This is a genomic window from Bacillus sp. OV322, assembly GCF_900112495.1.
Classification (GTDB): domain Bacteria; phylum Bacillota; class Bacilli; order Bacillales; family DSM-1321; genus Peribacillus.
In genome coordinates this window covers 467,347-488,917 of sequence record NZ_FOMA01000004.1, presented here as the reverse complement: position 1 = coordinate 488,917, position 21,571 = coordinate 467,347, and the positions used below count along the sequence as shown (strand labels likewise).

The window sequence follows — 21,571 nt, the reverse complement described above, 5'->3', positions numbered from 1 at the left end:
AAGTTGAAAAATACGTAAACTTTGGTGCTATGGAACAAGGCGGCTGATTTTTCTCGCATCTTACACTCCAATCAACCCGGTTTAACAACGGGATCGCTTCACAGAACATATTTAAAAATAAATAAAATAGCAGAGGGGGACTTTCATGATGGATGGAACCATCATATCCAAAGTGCGCTTTCCTTCTCCGCATCCGCATATCAAGCTCTATACCGTTACATATCTGTCTCAGGGTCTTCATGTGAAAGGCCTGCTGGCAGAACCGGATGGAGGGGAAATATATGAGGGTTTCTTATATTTGCGGGGCGGAATTAAGAATGTCGGAAAGGTAAGGCCAGGCAGGATCATACAATTTGCATCAAAGGGATTTATCGTTTTTGCTCCTTATTACAGAGGAAACCAAGGAGGCGAAGGTGATGAAGATTTCGCTGGTGAAGATAGAAATGATGCATTCGCCGGCTTTAAGCTGCTTGAAAATCACCATCGTGTAAAGAAGGACCGTATCCATGTATTTGGCTTTTCCCGAGGGGGAGTGATGGCTTTATGGACAGGCATCTCCTGTGAAAATACAACATCAGTTGTGACATGGGGAGGTGTTTCGGATATGGCTCTAACCTATGTAGAGAGAGTGGAGCTCCGCAGGATGATGAAGCGTGTGATAGGCGGCACTCCGTTAAAGTATCCAGAGCGCTATGAATACAGAACACCATTGTACGAAGCTGAAGAGCTAAATGTTCCAGTCCTGATTATTCATGGGGAAAGGGACCGGAATGTATCTGTGGAACATGCTCACCGATTAGAGAAAATCTTAAAAGAAAAAGAAAAGCTAGTGGAAAGCTGGATTTTCAGTGAATACACACATTATTTCCCTCCTGCAGTCAACCGGAAAATAGTTGGAGATTTAACACAATGGATGAAAGTGCAGAAGCATTAAGTTAAAATGTAAATAGAAAAAGGTTTTAGTAGGAGGATTAATATATGGGGATGCCAATGGAATTGAACACCATGATTGTAACGAAGGGACGCGAAATCCGCAAGGAAGAAAATATGTTCAGCCTTGTGAAGGAGGGGTACAGACTTTATCCGATTGATATTCCAATTGAGGTAAAGAAGACCATTCAAAGTGACTCCAGCGGCATAGGGATTATTAAAAAAATAACTTGGGAAAATGAACAGACCGCCATTACCTATCGTCTTGTTTCCTTGAATTCAACCAACTGAATGCCACCCAAAAAAAGCCATAATCCGGGAGGATTATGGCTTTGGCGATTTAAATAAGCGGTCCGCCTAATTCTTTGATATCACTTGGGACATTGTTGAACTTTTGGAAATTTGTCAGGAATTTTTCTGCTAGTTCTTTGGCGGTTTTTTCATATGCTGCTTGATCTGGCCATGTTTTCCCGGGCTGGAGCACTTGATCTGGGACCCCTGGCACATGCAGCGGGATATCGAATCCGAATATTTCATCCTTAACGGTTTCCACATTGGATAGTTCGCCTTCAAGCGCAGCCTGTACCATCGCTCTTGTATACGCAAGCTTCATCCTGCTTCCAGATCCGTATCCTCCTCCGGTCCATCCTGTATTTACAAGGAAGACATTTGCCCCATGCTGATCGATTCGTTCTCCGAGCATTTCAGCATAACGGCTTGCAGGAAGCGGCAGGAATGGTGAACCGAAACAGGTAGAGAAAGTGGCTTCAGGTGATGTGACACCGCGCTCGGTACCTGCTAATTTACTGGTATAGCCGCTTAGAAAATGGAACATGGCTTGCTCTTTGGTCAGTTTGCTGATTGGCGGGAGTACGCCTGATGCGTCTGCCGTTAAAAATATGATGGCTGATGGATGTCCAGCAATGCTGGGGTCAATAATATTATCAATGGATTGGATCTGATAAGCCGCTCTTGTGTTTTCAGTAAGAGAGCTGTCATCATAATCAGCTTCACGTGTAATAGGGTCAAGGACGACATTTTCGAGCACGGCTCCAAAACGGATGGCATCAAAAATCTGAGGTTCCTTTTCCCTTGATAAATTGATGCATTTGGCATAGCAGCCGCCTTCGATGTTAAAGACCCCGCCTGAAGACCATCCATGTTCATCATCCCCGATTAAACGGCGGTTAGGATCTGCTGAAAGTGTCGTTTTGCCAGTGCCTGATAATCCAAAAAACAAGGCAACATCTCCTTCGCGGCCAACATTTGCGGAGCAATGCATAGGCAGGATCTCATTTTCAGGCAGCAGATAATTCATCACGGAAAAGATGGATTTCTTCATTTCGCCTGCATATTCGGTGCCGCCGATTAAAACCGTTTTCATTTCAAAGGAAATAATAATAAAGGTTTCCGTAAGTGTACCGTCAAGTTCCGGATCAGCTTTGAAATCCGGGGCAGAGATAACAGTGAATTCAGAATTATGTCCGCGGAGCTCTTCTTCATTTGGCCGGATGAACAATTGATGGGCAAACAAATTGTGCCAGGCATATTCGTTTATGATTTGAATAGGCAAGCGGGTCTTTTCATCAGCACCTGCAAAACCTTTGAAAACAAAAACTTCTTCTTTTTCTTTTAAATGGCTGATTACTTTATCATAAAGCTTAAGAAAGACTTCCTTGGCAATCGGCTGATTGACAGTGCCCCAGTCCACTTTATCAGTGACTGAATCTTCCTTTACTATATATTTATCTCTTGGTGAGCGCCCCGTATATTTTCCTGTTTGCGCTTTCACAGCGCCGGTAGAAGTAAGGACTCCTTCTTTGCGGCTTAATACTTTTTCCACAAGCTGCGGAACAGAAAGCTGTACATGTACGTTGCTTCCGGATAATAGTTGATGCAGTTCATTTGAAATGTCTACGGAATTCATGTAAGAGGTACCTTCCTTTATCATATTTAATGTTCAATATAAAATAGTATAACACATTGAGACTATTAATCTATACTAATCACTAACTTTTTATAGCCTTTTTTTAATGACTAAAATTAATGGTTTTGGAAAGTTTAAAGACAGGGGATTTTAACTGTTTGGCCCGGAAATACTGCAGTTGTCTGAAGGTAAATAAAGTAAATAATGACTGTGAAATTTTCCTGATTTTTCCTGCTGTCTGAGGTTCTTATACCACCAGATATTACTCAAAAGTGAAGCGGAAATTACCATTGGCCTAAACAAAGCTTGAATGATAGAATGTGCGGCCGGGCAGATTGAAACAGGACTTGCAGTAGATAAAAAACGAGGGGATCGATTAAACCGTACGATGATTGAAAAGTCAGGGCGGAAATGACAAGAAAAAAGAGTTGACATGATTCGACTTCTTACGTTATTATTTTACCTTGTACGGATTCTCTTATCCCGAGTTGGCGGAGGGACAGGCCCGATGAAACCCAGCAACCTGCTATTATTAAACTTGACTCATCTGAATGATTTGGACAAGTGGAATTTTAGCGATGGTGCTAACCTGATGCAAGGCTAAGAAACCCTTGAACGATAAGAGTGAAAGGATAGATGTCAGACAACAAACCTTTCCTCACTAACCTGGAAAGGTTTTTATGCATTTTTCATGCCTTTATTTTAACGAAAGAGTGCATGTGAGTGTCATATTGTTATTATTCTGCATTTATTATTGGAACTAATAAGGGAACGAGCTCCGTCAAAACAAGTGATGAAAAGGCAGTGAAATCCTGCCAGTCATAACTAAAACATACCATACTCTAAGGAGGAAATAAGATGTCAAAGAAACGTCGTCTATTTACTTCTGAATCTGTTACAGAAGGCCATCCGGATAAGATTTGTGACCAAATTTCAGATTCTATACTAGATGCAATTCTTGAAAAAGATGCAAATGCCCGTGTTGCTTGTGAAACCTCAGTTACAACAGGTTTAGTACTGGTTGCAGGCGAAATTACAACGTCTACATATGTAGACATCCCGAAAATTGTGCGTGACACCATTGCAGGAATTGGCTACACACGCGCCAAATACGGTTTTGATGCCCAAACTTGTGCAGTATTAAGTTCAATCGATGAACAGTCTGCAGATATTGCACAAGGTGTTGACCAGGCATTGGAAGCACGTGAAGGACAAATGTCTGATGAAGAAATCGAAGCCATCGGAGCAGGAGACCAGGGCTTAATGTTCGGTTTTGCCTGCAATGAAACCAAAGAGCTTATGCCTCTTCCGATTTCACTTGCACACAAGCTATCACACAGATTGACTCAAGTCCGCAAAGACGAAGTTCTTGATTACCTTCGCCCGGACGGCAAAACACAGGTAACTGTTGAGTATGATGAGAACAATAAACCAGTCCGCATCGACACAATCGTTATCTCTACCCAGCATGCTCCTGAAGTCAGCTTAGAGCAAATCCAAAGCGACTTAAAAGAACATGTCATTAATCCTGTGGTTCCTGGTGATTTGATTGATGAAGATACAAAATACTTCATTAACCCAACTGGCCGTTTTGTAATTGGCGGACCTCAAGGGGATGCAGGTCTTACAGGCCGCAAAATCATCGTAGATACTTACGGCGGTTATGCACGCCACGGCGGCGGTGCTTTCTCTGGAAAAGACGCTACAAAAGTTGACCGTTCTGCAGCATATGCAGCCCGTTATGTTGCAAAGAACCTTGTTGCTGCAGGTCTTGCAGACAAGGTTGAAGTGCAGCTTGCATACGCTATTGGTGTAGCTCAGCCAGTTTCCATTTCAGTGGATACATTTGGAACAGGAACCATCAGTGAAGATATTTTGGTTGATCTTGTGCGCAGCAACTTTGATTTGCGCCCGGCAGGAATCATCAAAATGCTTGATCTTCGCCGCCCGATATACAAGCAGACTGCAGCATACGGACACTTTGGCCGTACTGATGTAGATCTTCCTTGGGAACGTACTGACAAAGCTGATTCTTTAAAAGAACAAGCTAATCTAGCGTAAAATAGGAAAAAGCTGTCCTTAAAGACCGGAATCCGGCCTTTGAGGGCAGCTTTTTGTTTTGGCTCGTAACTTTGCCGCAATGAACAAGGCGGCTGATTTACGGCGGGATTGCCTCATAGAATTCATGGGAGATTAACTTTAAAAAGGCAGATTATTTAATGCCGGTATTAAGAATAATAATAAAATGATTATTCGATGGGTTCAGCATGCTTATAATACTGTCCCTTTTCTGCATATTCCCGGACAATCCGCGCCATATCTTTTTTATCTTCTTCTGTTAATTCCCGGATCACTTTAGCGGGCCTGCCAAAAGCGAGCATATTAGGCGGAATGGTTTTTCCCTGAGGCACCAGGCTGCCTGCCCCAATGAAAGCACCTTCGCCGACTTCAGCTCCGTCCAGCACAATGGAGCCCATCCCGATGAGCGAGCCTTTGCGGAGTATACAGCTGTGCAAAGTAACCTGATGTCCGACTGTTACTTCATCTTCAATGATAAGGGGATTTCCTGGACTTTGATGCAGTACGCTGTTGTCCTGGATACTGACCTTTTTGCCTATGACTGTCGGAGCCACATCTCCCCGGATGACCGTGTTGAACCAGATGGACGTTTCCTCGCCGATTTTCACATCTCCGGTTATGATTGAATAATCCGCAAGATAAACGCTTTCATGAATCTCGGGTATTTTTCCTTTATATGGGTAAATCGTCATGAAGAATCAAATCCTTTCCGAAGCGAGTGTTTTTTATGTATGATTATATAATATCAAATGTTATCATTACATTCTGCAATTGAAGCAATAATACAACTAGAATAGATATTTTAAGGAGGATTTTCTGTATGTGGAAATGGGAGGCTGAAGGCAGCGCCAAAGGTGTAATTGTCATGATCCATGGTGCAATGGAGCATCATGGGCGCTATAAATGGCTGTCTCAGATGTGGAGGTCATCGGGATACCATGTAATTATGGGGGATCTTCCGGGCCAGGGCATGACAACCAGAGCCTTTCGGGGGCATATTGAATCCTTTGACCAATATTTATATGAAGTAAGAGGCTGGATTGAGGAAGCATATAGTTATTCCCTGCCGGTATTTTTGCTTGGGCATAGTATGGGCGGCCTTGTTGCAATCCGCCTGCTGCAGGAGGAAGAGCTCGATCTTGCCGGTGTAATTCTGTCATCTCCATGTCTCGGTCTGGCATTGCATCCTTCAAAGCTTATGAATGCTCTATCCCGCGGGCTTAATATTACATTTCCTAAATTAAAAATAGATGCAGGGCTTACACCCGAGTTAGCAACTAGAAATGATGATATCAAAGAATCTGATCTTAATGATTCTCTTTTTGTAACGAAGGTTTCTGTCCGCTGGTATAGGGAACTGCTTAACGCAATGAAAGAAGCGTTTGAAGAAATTCCTGAATTTGAAGATCTTCCCCTTCTGGTCATGCAGGGCGGAGATGATAAAATTGTGGACAAGCGTCTTGTGCGTGATTGGTTCAATTACAATCTTTGCAGCGAAAAGCAGTTTAAAGAATGGCCGGGACTGTATCATGAAATATTTAATGAGCCTGAAAGAGAAGATGTTTTCCGATATGCCCTTGGGTTTGTGGAGAACAGACTAAGGGCACTAGGTTATATTATGCAGTAATGTACAACCAATTAAAAAGGTTTGCCAGCCCTGATCCGGGACGGCAAACCTTTTTATCTTTTTTCGATGGCTATAACAAATGGGGGGCTGTTTACCTGGTTGATAAAACTGTATTGCAGGACATGGGCTTTTTGCTGATCCAGCCCGGCTGCAAACGCCAGGATTTCATCTTTTTCCCGTGATCCTCCGGGATGGCCGTGATAAATGACTAAAACAATGATTCCTTCAGGGGCCATGATATCAAGCAGCTGTTCAATGGCCGGAATGGTTGTCGATGCCATGGTTACAATCGTTTTATCGCCGCCTGGCAGGTAGCCTAAATTAAAAATTGCTCCAGTTATTTTGCCGAAGTGCTTTTTGGGAATGTTGGCGGTGATATGCTGATGCCCTGTCTGGAAAAGTGTGCATTGCTGATCCAGATTGGCATCGGCAAGTTTCTTTGCGGTATGTTCAATTGCTTCTTTTTGAATATCAAATCCGTAAACATGTCCATCTTTTCCAGTGAGCCCTGCAAGGTAGACGGTGTCGTGGCCATTGCCTGCTGTACCGTCAATTGCGATGTCACCAGGCGCAATGGCCGTTTGAAGCAATGATTGTGCAAACGGCAGGTTTTTTTTCAGTTTCATGGCTGTACCTCAAGAACTTGTTCGTAAAATTTACCCTGCCAGCTGTCACGTCTTTTAAGCTCTGCGTCTATTGCGTTTAACACCTTCCACTTGTTAAGGCTCCACATTGGGCCAACCATCAGTTCGATGGGACCGTCGCCAGTAATTCTGTGAATGATCATTTCCGGCGGGATGATTTCAAGCTGATCTGCAACAAGGCTTATATAGTCATCAAAAGATAAAAATTCGAGCAGTCCTTTTTCATATTGCTTTACCATTGGAGTACCCTTAAGAAGGTGCAGAAGATGAATTTTAATACCCTGAACATCTAGTTTTGCTGCTTCGCGTGCGGTTTCCATCATCATTTCTGCCGACTCTTGCGGGAGGCCGTTGATGATGTGGGTACAAACCCGGATTCCATGCTTTCTTAGCTTGCTTACCCCTGTTTTATAGCACTCAAAATCATGGGCGCGGTTAATCAGCTCTGCTGTTTTTTCATGCACGGTCTGAAGCCCGAGCTCCACCCACAGGTAGGTGCGCTGATTCAGTTCGGCGAGATACTCAACAACATCCTCAGGAAGGCAATCCGGCCTTGTGGCAATGGATAGCCCAACAACACCTTCCTGTTTAAGAACAAGCTCATATTTTTCCTTTAATTCTTCAAGAGGAGCATGGGTGTTCGTAAATGCCTGGAAGTAGGCCATATACTTGCCATCCTTCCACTTGTCGTGCATCTTCTCGCTTACCTTTTTGAATTGGACTTCAAGATCTTCTGCCCTGTTTCCGGCAAAATCACCAGATCCAGCCGCACTGCAGAAGGTGCAGCCGCCATGTGCCACTGTTCCATCACGGTTTGGACAGTCAAACCCGCCATCCAGGGCCACCTTGAATACCTTGTGGCCGAACTCCTGTCTGAGGTGGTAATTCCACGTATGATACCTCTTATCATCTGAAGCATATATAAACGGGTTACTCCCGGACATATCAAAAACCTCCCAAAACCTTGGCTTTACCTTGGTTATATTGTTTCTTTTTACTGCGCTTTCTGATGCGCCTTATGCTGGTCGAGGCTGAACAGGCGCTTGCGCTTTATATGTATCATCTCAAATTTTCGGTTTTTTTTCCACTGGCTTGTGCGGTCTTGGGGATGAAGTTTGAAATTGGTTTTTCTTGTATGAGATATTACGGGCGGTGTTAGCAGAAACTAGGAGGGATGATGATTTCATCATACAAGCTACCTGGGGAGAGGATATGGATGGCGACAAGACAATCAATTGAAGATTGCCTGCAGCAATGTGAAGCTGCTCTCAGAAGCGGCCTTGAACAGTACAGGGAAGGCGCTAAACAGGAGCATTACGGAGATTTAGCATATACAGATTCACAAGGACTGCTGCAGGAAGCATTAAATGATGTGGACCGGATGTGGGAAAGCTGCAATCATCAGCAGAGAGAGCAGCTGCACCGTATGAGGCTTCAGCTTCAGCAGATGCAAAATAACATGATTCTGCTTAGCCATTAAGAAAAGGCAAAAAGGCACTGAGGAATTTTTATTTCCAGTGCCTTTTTTTGCGGGTTATATTCTATATTTTCAAAAAAAGGCAGAAACTCTAAATTCATGGAAAAGACATAAAAAAAGTATTGCAGCCGTTCTAAAAAAGCAATAGAATAATGTGGGTTCAAAAAGAAACTTACACATAGAAGGAGGTTAATGATGCCTCGATCATTATGGCTTTTAATTATCGGAATGGCCTTGAATGTAACTGCTTCATCATTCCTGTGGCCTTTAAATACAATATATCTTCATAAATATCTAGGGGAATCATTATCTGCTGCAGGGCTTGTATTAATGGCGAATTCCCTTGCCAGCGTTTTCGGCAACCTTTGCGGCGGTTATCTTTTTGATAAGGCAGGCGGCTATAAAAGTGTGCTGGCGGGAGTGTTCATTACCTTTGCATCATCAATCGGCATGGTAGCCAATCACGAAATAGTATCATATACAATCTTTCTGACGCTGTCAGGCTTTGGTACAGGAATTATTTTTCCGGCAATCTTCGCGATGGCTGGCTCTGTCTGGAAAGAGGGCGGAAGGAAATCCTTCAATGCCATATATGTTGCCCAAAATCTTGGTGTAGCACTTGGATCAGCTTTGGGCGGAATTATTGCATCCTACTCATTTCAGTACATTTTTGCTGCGAATGCTATTATGTATCTGGCTTTTCTCCTGCTGGCTGTGTTCGGGTTCAGGGGGATTGAAGGTGATGCTGCCGTTCAGACTTCTGTATTGAATGAAAGCATACCTGTAAAGCACAGCAAAAAAATTCTTGCTTTATCCGTTCTGTGCGTCGGGTACTTCTTATGCTGGATCGGATATGTGCAGTGGCAATCCACCATTGCTGACTACACACAGCAAATTGGCTTATCACTGAAGCAATACAGTCTATTCTGGGCAATAAACGGTTCGATTATCGTTCTTGCGCAGCCGGTCATCAAAGTCCTGATTAAATGGTTTGCCAAAACGCTTAAAATACAGCTTGTTGCTGGAATGCTCATTTTTATCATTTCGTTTGCAGTCGCGGCGAATGCGCATGATTTTTCCGGTTTTTTAACTGCCATGGTGATTTTGACGATTGGTGAAATGTTTGTCTGGCCTGCAGTTCCTGCTGTGGCTAATGATTTGGCCGTAAAGGGAAGGGAAGGATTTTATCAGGGTATCGTCAATTCAACGGCAACTGCGGGAAGAATGGTTGGCCCGCTTCTTGGAGGTTTTCTGGTCGATACACATGGCATGAATATGATGTTCAGCATTTTTACAATTTCATTCGTCATTGCCATCTTCACTATATTTATGTATGAACGTGTCTTAAAGAAGGCGGAAGAAAATAATCAGGTGGTTTCAAATCTTTGACCGTCATTTTTGAAGAAAAAGGGCACACATTTCCTTAATTTCTGAATATATAAAGAAAAACTGTTTATAATCTTAAATACCTGCTCTTGCTTTTCTTGCAGAAATTTACTAGAATACCTATATAATTAAATAAAAGTGAAGAACAATGATAAGGAGCAGTAGCGGTTAGAACCTGTTATAGAGAGTTGGCGGATGGTGCAAGCCAATCAGGAGAGATCGTGAACTCGCCTTGGAGTTCCAGGCATGAAGCATTTATTTAGTGTCTGGCGTTTATCCGCGTTAAGGAATTTAAGCTGGGCGAGTTTTATTTCGCCAATGTGGGTGGTACCGCGGGAAGATCATACATAATCCTCTCGTCCCTTTTTGAGGGATGAGGGGATTTTTTATGTTTTATGAACTGTATGCTTATTATAGGAGGAAAAATCTATGAGTTTTAACCATCGCAAAATCGAAAAAAAATGGCAAAATTATTGGCAGGAACATAAGACCTTTTTAACAAATGAAGAAAAGGGAAAACGGAAATTCTATTCTCTTGATATGTTTCCCTACCCGTCCGGAGCAGGCCTCCATGTAGGGCATCCTGTCAGCTATACGGCAAGCGATATTCTTGCCCGCCTAAAAAGAATGCAGGGATATAAAGTGCTCCACCCTATGGGCTGGGATGCATTCGGCCTTCCTGCAGAGCAATATGCACTTGATACAGGAAACCATCCAGCAGGGTTTACGGAGCATAATGTCAATACATTCCGCCGCCAGATCCAATCACTTGGATTTTCGTATGATTGGGACAGGGAAATTAACACAACTTCACCTGATTACTATAAATGGACACAATGGATTTTTACAAAGCTTTATGAAAAGGGACTTGCCTATATTGACGAAGTAGCTGTTAACTGGTGTCCGGCTCTTGGGACCGTACTGGCGAATGAAGAAGTTATCGACGGAAAAAGCGAACGCGGCGGGCATCCGGTAGAACGCCGCCCAATGAAACAATGGGTGCTTCGCATTACAGCATATGCCGACCGCTTAATTGATGATCTTGATGAAGTGGCTTGGCCTGAAAATATAAAGGATATGCAAAGAAACTGGATCGGCCGTTCAGAGGGAGCAGAAGTGACATTTGCGATTGAAGGTCATGAAGAAACATTTACAGTCTTTACGACTCGTCCAGATACATTGTTTGGAGCGACATATGCTGTGCTTTCACCAGAGCATCCTTTTGTTGAAAAAATAACGGCAGATGGCCAAAAGGCAGCAGTTGAGGCTTACATCCAGGAAGTGAAAAATAAAAGCGATCTTGAACGGACTGAGCTATCTAAAGAAAAGACCGGCGCATTTACAGGCGCTTATGCCATCAACCCGGTTAATGGAGAAAGAATGCCAATCTGGATTGCGGATTATGTTTTGATGAGCTATGGAACCGGAGCCATCATGGCTGTGCCTGCCCATGATGAGCGTGATTACGAATTCGCGAAGAAGTTTGATTTACCGATCAAAGAGGTTGTGTTTGGAGGAAATGTTGAAGAGGAAGCTTATACCGGAGACGGCAAGCATGTTAATTCCGGATTTTTGGATGGCATGGATAAAGAAAGTGCCATCCAAAAAATGATAGGCTGGCTTCAGGAAAAAGGAATCGGTGAAAAGAAGGTAACCTACCGCCTGCGCGATTGGCTTTTCAGCCGCCAGCGTTATTGGGGAGAGCCTATCCCGATCATTCATTGGGAAGATGGAGCCGTTGAGGCGGTTGCTGAAAAAGATCTTCCTGTCATCCTTCCGGAAACAGCGGAAATCAAACCATCCGGCACGGGGGAATCTCCGCTTGCTAATATTACGGAATGGGTAAACGTCACAGATGAAAACGGAAGAAAAGGACGCCGTGAAACGAACACAATGCCTCAATGGGCAGGAAGCAGCTGGTACTTCCTTCGTTATATCGATCCTCATAATACGGAAGCGATCGCTGATCCTGAAAAATTAAAAGAATGGCTTCCAGTGGATATGTATATCGGCGGTGCCGAGCATGCCGTTCTTCATTTGCTGTATGCACGTTTTTGGCATAAATTCTTATACGACATCGGTGTTGTGCCTACAAAAGAACCATTCCAGAAGCTATTCAACCAGGGAATGATTTTAGGCTCCAACAACGAAAAAATGAGTAAGTCAAAAGGGAATGTCGTGAATCCGGATGACATCGTAAACAGCCATGGAGCAGATACGCTTCGGATGTACGAAATGTTCATGGGTCCTCTTGATGCATCGATTGCATGGTCGACAAATGGGTTAGACGGCTCACGCCGCTTCCTTGACCGTGTATGGAGGTTATTGGTAGAGGAAAACGGAACTTTATCAACAAAAATTTCAGGAAAAGATGATGGAAAGCTTGAAAAAGTGTATCATCAGACTGTTAAAAAAGTAACCGAGAATTATGAGGAATTGAAATTCAATACAGCTATTTCACAATTAATGGTATTCATTAATGACGCTTATAAAGCAGATGTTCTGCCAAAAGCATATGTTGAAGGATTTGTGAAGATGCTGTCACCTGTCGCTCCACATATTGCTGAAGAACTTTGGGAAATGCTAGGACATACAGGCACTATCTCATATGAAGCATGGCCTGCTTATGATGAAGCAAAGCTTGCTGACGATGAAATTGAGATTGTTCTTCAGGTCAATGGAAAAGTTAAAACGAAATTAATGGTACCTGCTGATACAACAAAAGAAAAATTGGAAGAAATCGCAATGGGCGACGATGCAATCAAAGAACAAATCGATGGGAAAACGGTCCGCAAAGTAATTGCCGTTCCTGGCAAGCTTGTAAACATAGTAGCGAACTAATAGTGTAACATCAGACACCTCCATAAATTGGGGGTGTTTGCTTGTTGCGAAAAACGGCTTGTAGCTACAATAGCCTTGGACTACAAAACGCAGCACTTAGAAAGATTCTAAAAAACTGTTATAATGAAGAAAATCACATCCGTGCGGAGAATCATCGGCCACTGATGGAAAGCAGAGTCTGCCGGGCCTTGTGGTGCAGTTATCCCCGACTTGAAATGGTGCAGTACTGAAAAAGCCGGATGACAATAAAATGAGTAAAAGAGGTGCACAAATGGAAGAAATCAAAGAAATTACCACAGAAGAACTGCAAAAGAAGATAGAAGCAGGAGAAAATCTTGAACTTGTGGATGTCCGTGAAGATGATGAAGTTCAATTCGGCATGATTGAAGGTGCCAAGCATATCAGAATGAATACTATTCCTGATAATCTGGATTATTTTGATAAAAGTAAAGAATATATTTTTATTTGCCGCTCTGGACGGCGCAGCATAAATGTATGCCACTATATGCATGACCAAGGATTTAAAGTGCGGAACATGACTGGCGGAATGATGAATTGGGACGGAGAAGTTATTGTTAAATAATTACCTTTTTCAGGTATATTTTTACTAAATGATGGGAACCCTGTTTTAAAAAAGGCAGGGGAGAGGCATTGATCCAAGTAAAGCTATTTGATTATGAGCATGAAAAAGATCTGGAATCAGAAATGAATGTGTTTCTAAAGAATATCCGTGATAATCAAATTGTGGATATCAAATACAATGTCGCTGCGACTGGCGAAGAAGAAGAAGAACAAATCTACTGCTTCAGTGCCATGGTCATTTACAAGAAGTAAAAACAGATAGAAAAGAGGCTATCCTTAATGGATGCCTCTTTTTCTATACGGTGCAGCAATCAGTATGAGTTCATTTTCTGAGACTTGCTGTATAATGCTGCATTTTGGCCAGCAAGCCGTCCAGTCACAAGTGCGGAGGTAATATTATAGCCCCCGGTGTATCCGTGGATATCAAGAATTTCACCGCAAAAGTATAGCCCGTCCATGAATTTTGAAGCCATTTCCTTTGGATGGATTTCTTTGACTGAAACACCGCCGCCTGTTACAAACGCCTTTTCAAGCGGCTGTGTCCCGTTGACGGTAAAACGGAAATCCTTGCAAAGAGAAGCAAAAGCCCTTAGTTTTTCGTGTGAAATCGTTCCTCCTTGCTCTTGAAGTCCGATTTCGCTTTTTTCAAGGAGGAAATGCAGGTAACGCTCAGGCAGCAAACCCTTGAGTGCATTTTTAATGGCTTTTTTGGGCTCGGCCTTCACTTCTTTCATGATGTCCTGGAATAATTCCTCTTTGTTTTTGTCAGGCAAAGCATCAAGCATCATGGTCACACGGGGGAGTTTCCACTTTTTCATGGCTTTTACAACAAATTGGCTGCAGCGCAGGACGGCGGGACCCGAGATGCCAAAATGGGTGAATATCATGTCCATTTTATGTGTAATAAGGCTTTTTCCCTTAGGGTTCAGGACACTTAAGTCTGCGTCCCGTAAAGAGAGCCCCTGGAGAGTTTTATTCCTGATGAATTCCTCATCGCTTGTAATGGGGACCTCTGTTGGGAATAAATCTGTTATGGTGTGGCCTGCCTTTTTCGCCCAGGCATATCCGTCGCCTGTCGAACCGGTATGAGGCACAGATTTGCCGCCGACCGCTATCACAATTGCATCTGCAGAAAAATACTGGCCATCCTTGAATCTAACTCCCGCAGTCCTGCCGTTTTCATACTCCACATCTGCAACAGGGGAATTAGTGAAAATAGTGACATTCAAATCTTTCAGCTTTGTAATCAGGGCATCTACAACGCTTTGTGCCTTATTGTTTACAGGAAACATCCGGCCATGATCTTCTTCCTTCAGCTGAATTCCCAGCTTTTCAAAAAAAACAATAATATCTTCATTATTAAATACAGAAAACGCACTATATAAAAAGCGTCCATTTCCTGGTATGTGCTTTATAATTTCATCAATGGAAAGGCGATTTGTAACATTGCAGCGCCCGCCGCCGGAAATGGCAAGCTTTCTGCCTAATTTTTCTCCTTTATCAGCCAAAAGGACGTTTAATCCTTTTTCACCGGCAGCTATGGCAGCCATTAATCCTGACGGCCCGCCGCCAATAACTATTACATCATATTTCATCTCTATCACCGCTTCTTGTCTATTTCGTAAACTTTGTTGCTGCTGAACAAGGTGGTTGATTTCCGCCCAATCAACCTGACTTAACAATGGGACGCCTCACAGAACTTATTTAAAAACAACGATCTTTAAGAAAGGCTGTTTTCGTAAACTTTGTTGCTATGAAACAAGGTGGTTGATTTCCTCTCCAGGATGCTCGCTTTCTGCGGGGCAGCCGGTGAGCCTCCTCGGCTGCGCCTGCGGGGTCTCACCTGTTCTGCTCATCCCGGAGGAGTCTCGCACCTTACGCTCCAATCAACCTGACTTGAGAATGGGAACGCCTCACATAACAAATTAAAAAAACAACAATCTTTAAGAAAAGAGCCTTAAGAAAAGAGCCTTTTCGTATAGTTGTTCACTTTCTGAATCCAAAGCTTAGCTTGCTGAGGCCTACAGGATGAGGGTCACAAAGACGTTGCCGCAGGACGTGGCGTTTTTAGTCTTTGATCCGCACAAAGCGCTTGCGCTTTTATATTAGTCCAGCTCCAGCGCTTAGCTTGCTGTGCAAAAGATGATTTGTCCTCAGAAGGCAAAGAGCGCCTTCTAAGGCCAAATCCCTATTTGCTTCGCAAGCTGGTCAAGCGCTTGCGCTTTTTTTATTAGTCCAGCTTCAGCGCCTAGCCTCTCGAGGTCATAAGTCACGCAAGAAGAGAAGGCAAAGAGCGCCTTCTATTCTCACCCGCCTTATGCTGGTCGAGGCTGACCAGGCGCTTGCGCTTTTATATTATAATGCATTCTTTATATGGAAGTAAAAGTTTCTTGGTGTGTATGGAACGTTATGGCAAATGGTTATTCCTTGTTGCGGTGTATTTCTTTTGCTAAACTTCTTGATGATGCCTTGCATCTAGGAAAAGGAAATGGTTTCCTCATTGTAAATGGGAAGAGGAAAGAGTAAACTGTTTTTAGTTTTAATAGCCGCTTTATAGTGGTCTTCAAAAAGCTTCATAAAGTCATTTGTGGTAGTATAAAGAGCGTGTGAAAACGTTAACTGAACATAGGCAGGAAGGGATTAGATGTCATCAAAGCTTTTAAGAGGAACTTTTATTTTGACTTTTGGAATGGTGCTGTCTAAATTAATTGGATTGTTTTATGTAATTCCTTTTGAAGCGCTTGTAGGCGCAAAAGGTTCTGAACTCTATCAATATGCATACATTCCGTACACTTTATTCATCAGCCTGGCAACTGGAGGGCTGCCGCTGGCTGTTTCAAAATTTGTTTCCAAATATAATGCACTTGAGGAATATGCAGTTGGCCAAAGGCTATTCAAATCTGGTCTAAAAATCATGATGGTCACTGGATTTGCTGCATTCGTCCTTATGTACATATCTTCTCCATCAATCGCCAGCTTTGTGACTGTCAGTAAAAGCCAGAACTTTACGGTAGAAGATATAACGACGGTCATGCGAGCGGTGAGTTTTGCCTTGATCCTCGTGCCATTCATGAGCCTGATCAGGGGTTATTTTCAGGGCCATCAGTCCATGGGCCCTACAGCTGTTTCACAAGTAGTGGAGCAGGCAGTCAGGATCATTGTCCTTCTCGGGGGAGTATTTATTGTGATGAAGGTGATGGATGGAAGTCTTGTCACCGCCATCAGCATTGCTACCTTTGCAGCAACTGCAGGAGCTGTCGGAAGCCTGGCTGTTCTTCTCTGGTACTGGAAAAAAAGAAAAGACGACATTGCGGATCTTCTGGTGAAGGATAAGGGTGCTGTGCAAATATCCTTGCCGCAGATTTATAAAGAAATACTTATATCGTCTATTCCATTTGTTTTTGTCGGTATTGCAATGCCGCTGTTTCAATGGGTGGATACATTGACCTTTAATAGGGCTATGGCCAATATCGGCCAGGCGAAAATGTCAGGAAATGCACTGGGAATCCTGAACTTTTCAGCACAGAAACTGGTCATTATTCCAATGACTCTTGCAACGGCCTTTGCGATGAGCATTGTTCCGACCGTTACAAAGGCATTTATTGAAAATAGTATGGACACCTTCAGCAACCAGCTGAATCAGGCCTTTCAGATTTTAATGTTTTTGACATTGCCTGCCGTCATCGGGATGTCCATCTTGGCCAAACCAGTTTACACGGCTTTTTACGGGTATGATGCGCTAGGGGTCAGTGTGCTCGAGACTTATGCTCCAGCTGCGATACTATTCGCCCTTTTCTCAGTTACTGCAGCCGTTTTGCAGGGAATCAATCAGCAAAAGTTTACTGTGCTCAGTCTGCTGACAGGAATCCTGATTAAATTAGCTCTAAACATTCCCATGATAGAAATGTTTCATACTGAAGGCTCCATTTATGCGACAACAATCGGATATCTGGCAGCTTGTCTGATTAATATGTATATCATTACTTATTTTACAGGCTACAAATATAAGATGGTCATTCAAAGAACATTGCTTATGGCAGCATTCACGGCAGGAATGGCTTTAGTTGTCTGGGGAGCTGAATGGCTCCTGGCGCCTGTTCTTAATCCTGAAGATAGAATGCAGTCTGTTCTCTTTACGGTCATTTGTGCAGGATTAGGTGCTGTTGTGTACTTTATACTTTCAGTTAAGAGCGGCCTTGCCATTCAGCTTTTTGGCAGGAGAATCGAAAGGCTCCAGCAGAAGCTCCGGCTTAAATTTTAATGCATCTTGTGTTTACTATAGGAAAATATCGGGAAAAGATATTTTTGTTTAACAAGGCCTTGCCGTTTTAAGTGGCAGGGCCTTTTAAAAGAGGAACCGCATTTATTAAGGGGGATACTATGAGAATCGATAAGCTACTGTCCAATGCAGGATTAGGAAGCAGGAAAGATGTGAAAAAGCTGCTGAAATCCGGTGCAGTCAAAGTGAATGAAACAGTCATCAAAAGTTCAAAGGAACACGTGGAACCCGATGCGGATGTAGTAACTGTTCATGGAGAAGAAGTACAATACAGGGAATTTATTTACCTGATGATGAATAAACCTCAGGGGGTTTTATCGGCTACTGAAGATAAATACCAGGAAACAGTAATTGATATTCTCCAGCCTGAGGATCAGATATTTGAACCATTTCCAGTTGGAAGGCTGGATAAGGATACGGAAGGGCTTTTGCTTCTTACAAATGATGGATCGCTTGCACATCAGCTGCTTTCTCCCAAGAAACATGTGCCGAAAACCTATTTTGCAGTCATCGAAGGAAAAGTCACTGATCAAGATGCAAAAGCATTCCGCGAGGGTGTTGAATTTGATGATGGATACGTGACAAAGCCCGGTGAATTGAACATTTTGAAATCAGGGCTGACTTCTGATATCGAATTAACAATTACCGAAGGGAAATTTCATCAGGTCAAAAGAATGTTTGAGGCAGTCGGCAAAAAGGTCGTTTATCTGAAGCGGATTTCCATGGGCAGCCTGCAGCTTGATGAGGAGCTGGAACTCGGGGAATACAGGGAATTGACCAACGAAGAAGTCGAAGAACTTAAATCCGGCTATAATCCTGAAGAATAAAAAAATAAGTTCTATTATCGCAAAAAAACGAGGCGGGCTCCTAAGCCGGCCTCGTTCTATTTATATGTTTTTCTTTTTTTATATCTGTGAACCTGCATGCTGCAGGCTGTGTAACGCTAAGATGACACCTTTACCCTCTTGTTAGTGATGGTCCATAAGCCACGGCTTGGGCTTTTGACTAAGTCGTTATAGGCTAACACATTTAAATCGCGCTGTACCGTTCGAGGAGTGATGCCAAATTCTTCTACAAGTTCTTGAGTAGAAACCGTACCGTTATTACTTATAAACATATAAACGGATTTAATACGGGTTAACATGCGATTTGTTGAAGGTTTCAAAAAATCACTCCCTATTCTTTTTCATTTGTTCCTGGGACGAATGAAAACACAACCGATATTCAGGGCAGCATTTCAGCAGCCGCTATGTACTTGCTATACCACTTTGGACCTCCTGTGAAACATTTTATGAAAGGCTGTTTTCGTAAACTTTGCTGCTATGAAACAAGGTGGCTGATTTCCGCTCCAGGATGCTCGCTTTCCACGCAAGCGGTGAGCCTCCTCGGCTGCGCCTGCTTAGGTCTCACCTGTTCTGTTCATCCAGCAGGAGTCTCGCACCTTACGCTCCAATCAACCTGACTTGACAATGGGAACGCCTCACATAACAAATAAAAAAACAACAATCTTTAAGAAATGAGCCTTATGAAAAGACAAGATGTCATTTGCCTATATTTTACCTCTTTATAAATGGAAATTCTACAAGTTTGCATTAAATTAACGAAATATTAAATTTTTTAATTGGGACTATATCTATATGCAGGTATCTATGGTTTTTAATACCTCTAAAAGGAAAAATATACATATAGGTTTAAAATATGTAATTGTGTATAATTTACATGTTCTGTGTAATTTATGGAATTATTTTTCAAAAGAAATCAGGAGGGACTTATAGATTGATAGGAAGAGAAGCGCTCAGGAACCGTCTTGTGCACAATAAAGAAAACCTCTATTTTGCAATTACTGCATTCATCGGCATTATTAGTTACATTTTGTTATTCTTCTCGGTGATTGGTATTGCCATCAGCTTGATAATAATGATTTTTTCTTTTCTTGCCCACTCTCTGTCCATGGCATCCATCCGCCGGAATGGAGTAAGGGTCAGTAAAAATCAATTTCCGCATATTTATGAAAAGGCGGAAATACTGGCTGCTGAAATGGGGCTGGCCGCGATTCCATCTATTTATGTGATGGAATCATCAGGTATTTTAAATGCCTTCGCATCGCGTTTCTTCGGGAAGAATATGGTGGTCATTTACTCGGAGATATTTGATTTGTCAGATGAGAGGGAAGATCAGCTGCTCTTTGTTCTCGCACATGAATTTGCCCATTTAAAGAGGCGCCATGTTTTAGTGCATACATTATTACTTCCATCTATGTTTGTGCCGCTGCTGAGTGAAGCGTATTTAAGGGCTTGTGAATACACCTGTGACCGCTATGCAGCTTTTTATGTGAATAATTCCGAAGCGTCTAAGGAAGCTTTGGCCATGCTTGCAATAGGGAAGAAACTGGCTCCGCAAGTTAATAAAGAAGCATATATTGAACAAATTCGGGAAGAGTCCGGATTTTTCGCCTGGATGAGTGAAAAGCTTTCCACTCATCCAGACTTGCCAAAACGGATAAATTCTCTTGATAACTGGTTTGATCCGGAACAAAAGCCGTTAGTGAAAGAAAAGAAAAAATCAGTAATGCTGGGCCTTGCTGCTGCATCAATGATCGGCATTTTGATTATAGCGGCCGCTGCTGGAATTGGAACATGGGCGGTGAAATCGGGTGTGCTGGATACTTTTTAGACGAGGCAGGCGAGGTTCAAGGATACACCTCCCTTATGGAGGCTGCCTCTTCTAATGATACAGAAAAACTGAGAGAGCTTCTTGCCGGCGGTGCAAATTTGGAGGAGAAAGACAATGAAGGCTTTACAGCTCTTCAATGGGCTGTAAGCAACGAGAATAGGGCGGCTGCTAAGTTCCTTTTAGAACATGGCGCAAATGTGAATTCAATAGACTCATGGAGAGCCACTCCGCTTATTAATGCTGTTTCCAATGATTCATCTGAAATGGCAGAATTGCTGATTCAAGCAGGTGCGGACCCTTCCTATGAGGATGATGAAGGATTCACCGCATATGACTACGCTCTGGAAAATGAAAATGAACAGCTGCAGAGCTTGTTATCAAAGAAAAATAGCCATATAAAAAAACAAAGCGATATTTAGGAATAGGATATCTTTTTTGCAGCCAAATATGTTTCTCTTGAATACGCCGGTATATTATATTCTGGCCCAAGGCATAATCTGTGATATAATAAATTTTGAAAAAAACAGGAAAAAGAGGGGCTTGAATGAAGAGTAAAGAGATTTTTTCATGGGTTAAAGCACTTGCTATTGCAGTAATTTTGGCTTTTGTCATCAGAACCTATATTTTTGCTCCTATTGTAGTGGATGGAGAATCCATGATGCCTACATTGCAGGACCATGAGCGTATCGTACTTAATAAGTTCGGGACTAAAATCAATGATATCAGCCGGTTTGATATAGTCGTTTTTCATGCAACCAAGGAAAAGGACTTCATCAAGAGGGTAATCGGGCTGCCTGGAGATCATATCGAATACCGTAATGACACCCTTTATGTGAACGGAAAGAAATACAAAGAGCCATATCTTGATAAATATAAGAAACAGATGTCAGGCGAGCCGTTAACGGCAGATTTTAGCCTAGAAGATGTTACAGGCAGCACCACAGTACCAAAAGGCCAGCTTTTTGTGATGGGGGATAACCGCCAAAACAGCATGGACAGCCGTGAAATCGGCACGATATCCGTGGATAAAATAGTCGGCAAGGCAGGTCTTGTGTATTGGCCAATTAAAGAAATTAAAACTGTAAACTAAACTAAGAAGACGCCGGAGCGAACCAGGCGTCTTTTT

The 21,571-nt window shown here is 42.7% G+C and carries 20 protein-coding genes, 1 riboswitch and 1 other annotated feature; of the genes, 14 read left to right on the top strand and 6 right to left on the bottom strand.

Translation table 11 applies throughout. The annotated features are described in order from the left end of the window. Positions 1–145: 145 nt before the first annotated feature. Both BM126_RS12535 and BM126_RS12530 read left to right on the top strand, forming a co-directional pair. Positions 146–934 (top strand): alpha/beta hydrolase family protein, encoded by a 789-nt coding sequence (locus BM126_RS12535; RefSeq protein ID WP_090989818.1) that lies wholly within the window; start codon positions 146–148, stop codon positions 932–934. A gap of 44 nt (positions 935–978) precedes the next feature. Further along, positions 979–1,221: a DUF2584 domain-containing protein gene (locus tag BM126_RS12530; protein WP_071350179.1), complete on the top strand. Its 243-nt coding sequence runs from the start codon at positions 979–981 to the stop codon at positions 1,219–1,221. A gap of 49 nt (positions 1,222–1,270) precedes the next feature. Here BM126_RS12530 and pckA read toward each other — a convergent pair whose 3' ends face one another. Then, positions 1,271–2,857, bottom strand: a complete 1,587-nt coding sequence (gene pckA / locus BM126_RS12525; protein ID WP_090989817.1) for a phosphoenolpyruvate carboxykinase (ATP) — start codon at positions 2,855–2,857, stop codon at positions 1,271–1,273. 475 nt (positions 2,858–3,332) lie between these two features. Then, a riboswitch (SAM riboswitch) is annotated at positions 3,333–3,482 on the top strand. A gap of 233 nt (positions 3,483–3,715) precedes the next feature. Between pckA and metK the strand changes: the two genes are divergently transcribed. Next, positions 3,716–4,918: a methionine adenosyltransferase gene (metK, locus tag BM126_RS12520; RefSeq protein WP_090989816.1), complete on the top strand. Its 1,203-nt coding sequence runs from the start codon at positions 3,716–3,718 to the stop codon at positions 4,916–4,918. A 188-nt stretch (positions 4,919–5,106) separates the two neighbouring features. Here the strand turns inward: metK and BM126_RS12515 are convergent, their stop codons facing one another. Next, complete coding sequence (locus BM126_RS12515; RefSeq protein ID WP_090989815.1) at positions 5,107–5,628, bottom strand: gamma carbonic anhydrase; 522 nt, start codon at positions 5,626–5,628, stop codon at positions 5,107–5,109. Between the two features lie 128 nt (positions 5,629–5,756). Between BM126_RS12515 and BM126_RS12510 the strand changes: the two genes are divergently transcribed. Beyond that, positions 5,757–6,563, top strand: coding sequence for an alpha/beta hydrolase (locus BM126_RS12510; RefSeq protein WP_090989814.1), 807 nt, complete (start codon positions 5,757–5,759; stop codon positions 6,561–6,563). 53 nt (positions 6,564–6,616) lie between these two features. On the opposite strand, the gene BM126_RS12505 is transcribed toward BM126_RS12510, so the two are convergent. Continuing rightward, positions 6,617–7,189: a tRNA 5-(aminomethyl)-2-thiouridylate-methyltransferase MnmM gene (locus BM126_RS12505; RefSeq protein ID WP_090989813.1), complete on the bottom strand. Its 573-nt coding sequence runs from the start codon at positions 7,187–7,189 to the stop codon at positions 6,617–6,619. Then, a complete protein-coding gene (locus BM126_RS12500; RefSeq protein ID WP_090989812.1) occupies positions 7,186–8,151 on the bottom strand; it encodes a tRNA modification radical SAM protein MnmL/YtqA in 966 nt (321 codons plus the stop codon). The genes BM126_RS12505 and BM126_RS12500 overlap by 4 nt, the downstream gene beginning before the upstream one ends. 272 nt (positions 8,152–8,423) lie before the next feature. Between BM126_RS12500 and BM126_RS12495 the strand changes: the two genes are divergently transcribed. The 5 genes from BM126_RS12495 to BM126_RS12475 all read left to right on the top strand — a co-directional run bounded on the left by BM126_RS12495 (position 8,424) and on the right by BM126_RS12475 (position 13,745). Then, positions 8,424–8,687, top strand: a complete 264-nt coding sequence (locus tag BM126_RS12495) for a YtzC family protein (protein WP_090989853.1) — start codon at positions 8,424–8,426, stop codon at positions 8,685–8,687. Positions 8,688–8,879: 192 nt separating this feature from the next. Beyond that, on the top strand, positions 8,880–10,073 hold the full coding sequence (locus BM126_RS12490; RefSeq protein WP_090989811.1) for an MDR family MFS transporter: 1,194 nt from the start codon (positions 8,880–8,882) through the stop codon (positions 10,071–10,073). A 136-nt stretch (positions 10,074–10,209) separates the two neighbouring features. Next, positions 10,210–10,437: a binding site (T-box leader), on the top strand. Between the two features lie 62 nt (positions 10,438–10,499). Then, positions 10,500–12,911 carry a leucine--tRNA ligase gene (leuS, locus tag BM126_RS12485; protein ID WP_090989810.1) on the top strand — a complete coding sequence of 804 codons (2,412 nt, stop codon included), beginning with the start codon at positions 10,500–10,502 and terminating at the stop codon, positions 12,909–12,911. Between the two features lie 271 nt (positions 12,912–13,182). Beyond that, positions 13,183–13,494 carry a rhodanese-like domain-containing protein gene (locus BM126_RS12480; RefSeq protein ID WP_090989809.1) on the top strand — a complete coding sequence of 104 codons (312 nt, stop codon included), beginning with the start codon at positions 13,183–13,185 and terminating at the stop codon, positions 13,492–13,494. Between the two features lie 68 nt (positions 13,495–13,562). Next, complete coding sequence (locus BM126_RS12475; protein WP_071350168.1) at positions 13,563–13,745, top strand: sporulation protein Cse60; 183 nt, start codon at positions 13,563–13,565, stop codon at positions 13,743–13,745. Positions 13,746–13,804: 59 nt separating this feature from the next. Here BM126_RS12475 and BM126_RS12470 read toward each other — a convergent pair whose 3' ends face one another. After that, on the bottom strand, positions 13,805–15,088 hold the full coding sequence (locus BM126_RS12470; protein ID WP_090989808.1) for a BaiN/RdsA family NAD(P)/FAD-dependent oxidoreductase: 1,284 nt from the start codon (positions 15,086–15,088) through the stop codon (positions 13,805–13,807). Between the two features lie 1,049 nt (positions 15,089–16,137). On the opposite strand from BM126_RS12470, the gene BM126_RS12465 reads away from it, so the two are divergent. Together BM126_RS12465 and BM126_RS12460 are read left to right on the top strand one after the other, a co-directional pair. Beyond that, positions 16,138–17,754, top strand: coding sequence for a putative polysaccharide biosynthesis protein (locus BM126_RS12465; RefSeq protein ID WP_090989807.1), 1,617 nt, complete (start codon positions 16,138–16,140; stop codon positions 17,752–17,754). A 119-nt stretch (positions 17,755–17,873) separates the two neighbouring features. Beyond that, positions 17,874–18,599: a pseudouridine synthase gene (locus BM126_RS12460; RefSeq protein ID WP_090989806.1), complete on the top strand. Its 726-nt coding sequence runs from the start codon at positions 17,874–17,876 to the stop codon at positions 18,597–18,599. A gap of 116 nt (positions 18,600–18,715) precedes the next feature. Here the strand turns inward: BM126_RS12460 and BM126_RS12455 are convergent, their stop codons facing one another. Continuing rightward, positions 18,716–18,937 (bottom strand): DeoR family transcriptional regulator, encoded by a 222-nt coding sequence (locus BM126_RS12455; protein WP_083392038.1) that lies wholly within the window; start codon positions 18,935–18,937, stop codon positions 18,716–18,718. A 611-nt stretch (positions 18,938–19,548) separates the two neighbouring features. On the opposite strand from BM126_RS12455, the gene BM126_RS12450 reads away from it, so the two are divergent. The 3 genes from BM126_RS12450 to lepB all read left to right on the top strand — a co-directional run bounded on the left by BM126_RS12450 (position 19,549) and on the right by lepB (position 21,535). Continuing rightward, positions 19,549–20,445 (top strand): M48 family metallopeptidase, encoded by an 897-nt coding sequence (locus tag BM126_RS12450; RefSeq protein ID WP_256213081.1) that lies wholly within the window; start codon positions 19,549–19,551, stop codon positions 20,443–20,445. Then, the gene (locus BM126_RS22875; RefSeq protein ID WP_256213080.1) at positions 20,409–20,864 is read left to right on the top strand and encodes an ankyrin repeat domain-containing protein; all 456 of its coding nucleotides are present in this window, start codon (positions 20,409–20,411) and stop codon (positions 20,862–20,864) included. Before BM126_RS12450 ends, BM126_RS22875 begins: the two co-directional genes overlap by 37 nt. Positions 20,865–20,989: 125 nt before the next feature. Beyond that, a complete protein-coding gene (lepB, locus tag BM126_RS12445) occupies positions 20,990–21,535 on the top strand; it encodes a signal peptidase I (RefSeq protein ID WP_071350165.1) in 546 nt (181 codons plus the stop codon). The last annotated feature ends 36 nt before the right edge of the window (positions 21,536–21,571 follow it).

Excerpts from the sequence above, each read along its gene's own strand:
- BM126_RS12470 (WP_090989808.1), bottom strand. The coding sequence starts at position 15,088 with ATGAAATATGATGTAATAGTTATTGGCGGCGGGCCGTCAGGATTAATG.
- pckA (WP_090989817.1), bottom strand. The coding sequence starts at position 2,857 with ATGAATTCCGTAGACATTTCAAATGAACTGCATCAACTATTATCCGGA.
- BM126_RS22875 (WP_256213080.1), top strand. The coding sequence starts at position 20,409 with ATGGGCGGTGAAATCGGGTGTGCTGGATACTTTTTAGACGAGGCAGGC.
- BM126_RS12465 (WP_090989807.1), top strand. The coding sequence starts at position 16,138 with ATGTCATCAAAGCTTTTAAGAGGAACTTTTATTTTGACTTTTGGAATG.
- BM126_RS12530 (WP_071350179.1), top strand. The coding sequence starts at position 979 with ATGGGGATGCCAATGGAATTGAACACCATGATTGTAACGAAGGGACGC.
- BM126_RS12515 (WP_090989815.1), bottom strand. The coding sequence starts at position 5,628 with ATGACGATTTACCCATATAAAGGAAAAATACCCGAGATTCATGAAAGC.
- BM126_RS12490 (WP_090989811.1), top strand. The coding sequence starts at position 8,880 with ATGCCTCGATCATTATGGCTTTTAATTATCGGAATGGCCTTGAATGTA.
- lepB (WP_071350165.1), top strand. The coding sequence starts at position 20,990 with ATGAAGAGTAAAGAGATTTTTTCATGGGTTAAAGCACTTGCTATTGCA.
- BM126_RS12460 (WP_090989806.1), top strand. The coding sequence starts at position 17,874 with ATGAGAATCGATAAGCTACTGTCCAATGCAGGATTAGGAAGCAGGAAA.
- BM126_RS12500 (WP_090989812.1), bottom strand. The coding sequence starts at position 8,151 with ATGTCCGGGAGTAACCCGTTTATATATGCTTCAGATGATAAGAGGTAT.
- BM126_RS12480 (WP_090989809.1), top strand. The coding sequence starts at position 13,183 with ATGGAAGAAATCAAAGAAATTACCACAGAAGAACTGCAAAAGAAGATA.
- metK (WP_090989816.1), top strand. The coding sequence starts at position 3,716 with ATGTCAAAGAAACGTCGTCTATTTACTTCTGAATCTGTTACAGAAGGC.
- BM126_RS12505 (WP_090989813.1), bottom strand. The coding sequence starts at position 7,189 with ATGAAACTGAAAAAAAACCTGCCGTTTGCACAATCATTGCTTCAAACG.
- leuS (WP_090989810.1), top strand. The coding sequence starts at position 10,500 with ATGAGTTTTAACCATCGCAAAATCGAAAAAAAATGGCAAAATTATTGG.
- BM126_RS12510 (WP_090989814.1), top strand. The coding sequence starts at position 5,757 with ATGTGGAAATGGGAGGCTGAAGGCAGCGCCAAAGGTGTAATTGTCATG.
- BM126_RS12535 (WP_090989818.1), top strand. The coding sequence starts at position 146 with ATGATGGATGGAACCATCATATCCAAAGTGCGCTTTCCTTCTCCGCAT.
- BM126_RS12495 (WP_090989853.1), top strand. The coding sequence starts at position 8,424 with ATGGCGACAAGACAATCAATTGAAGATTGCCTGCAGCAATGTGAAGCT.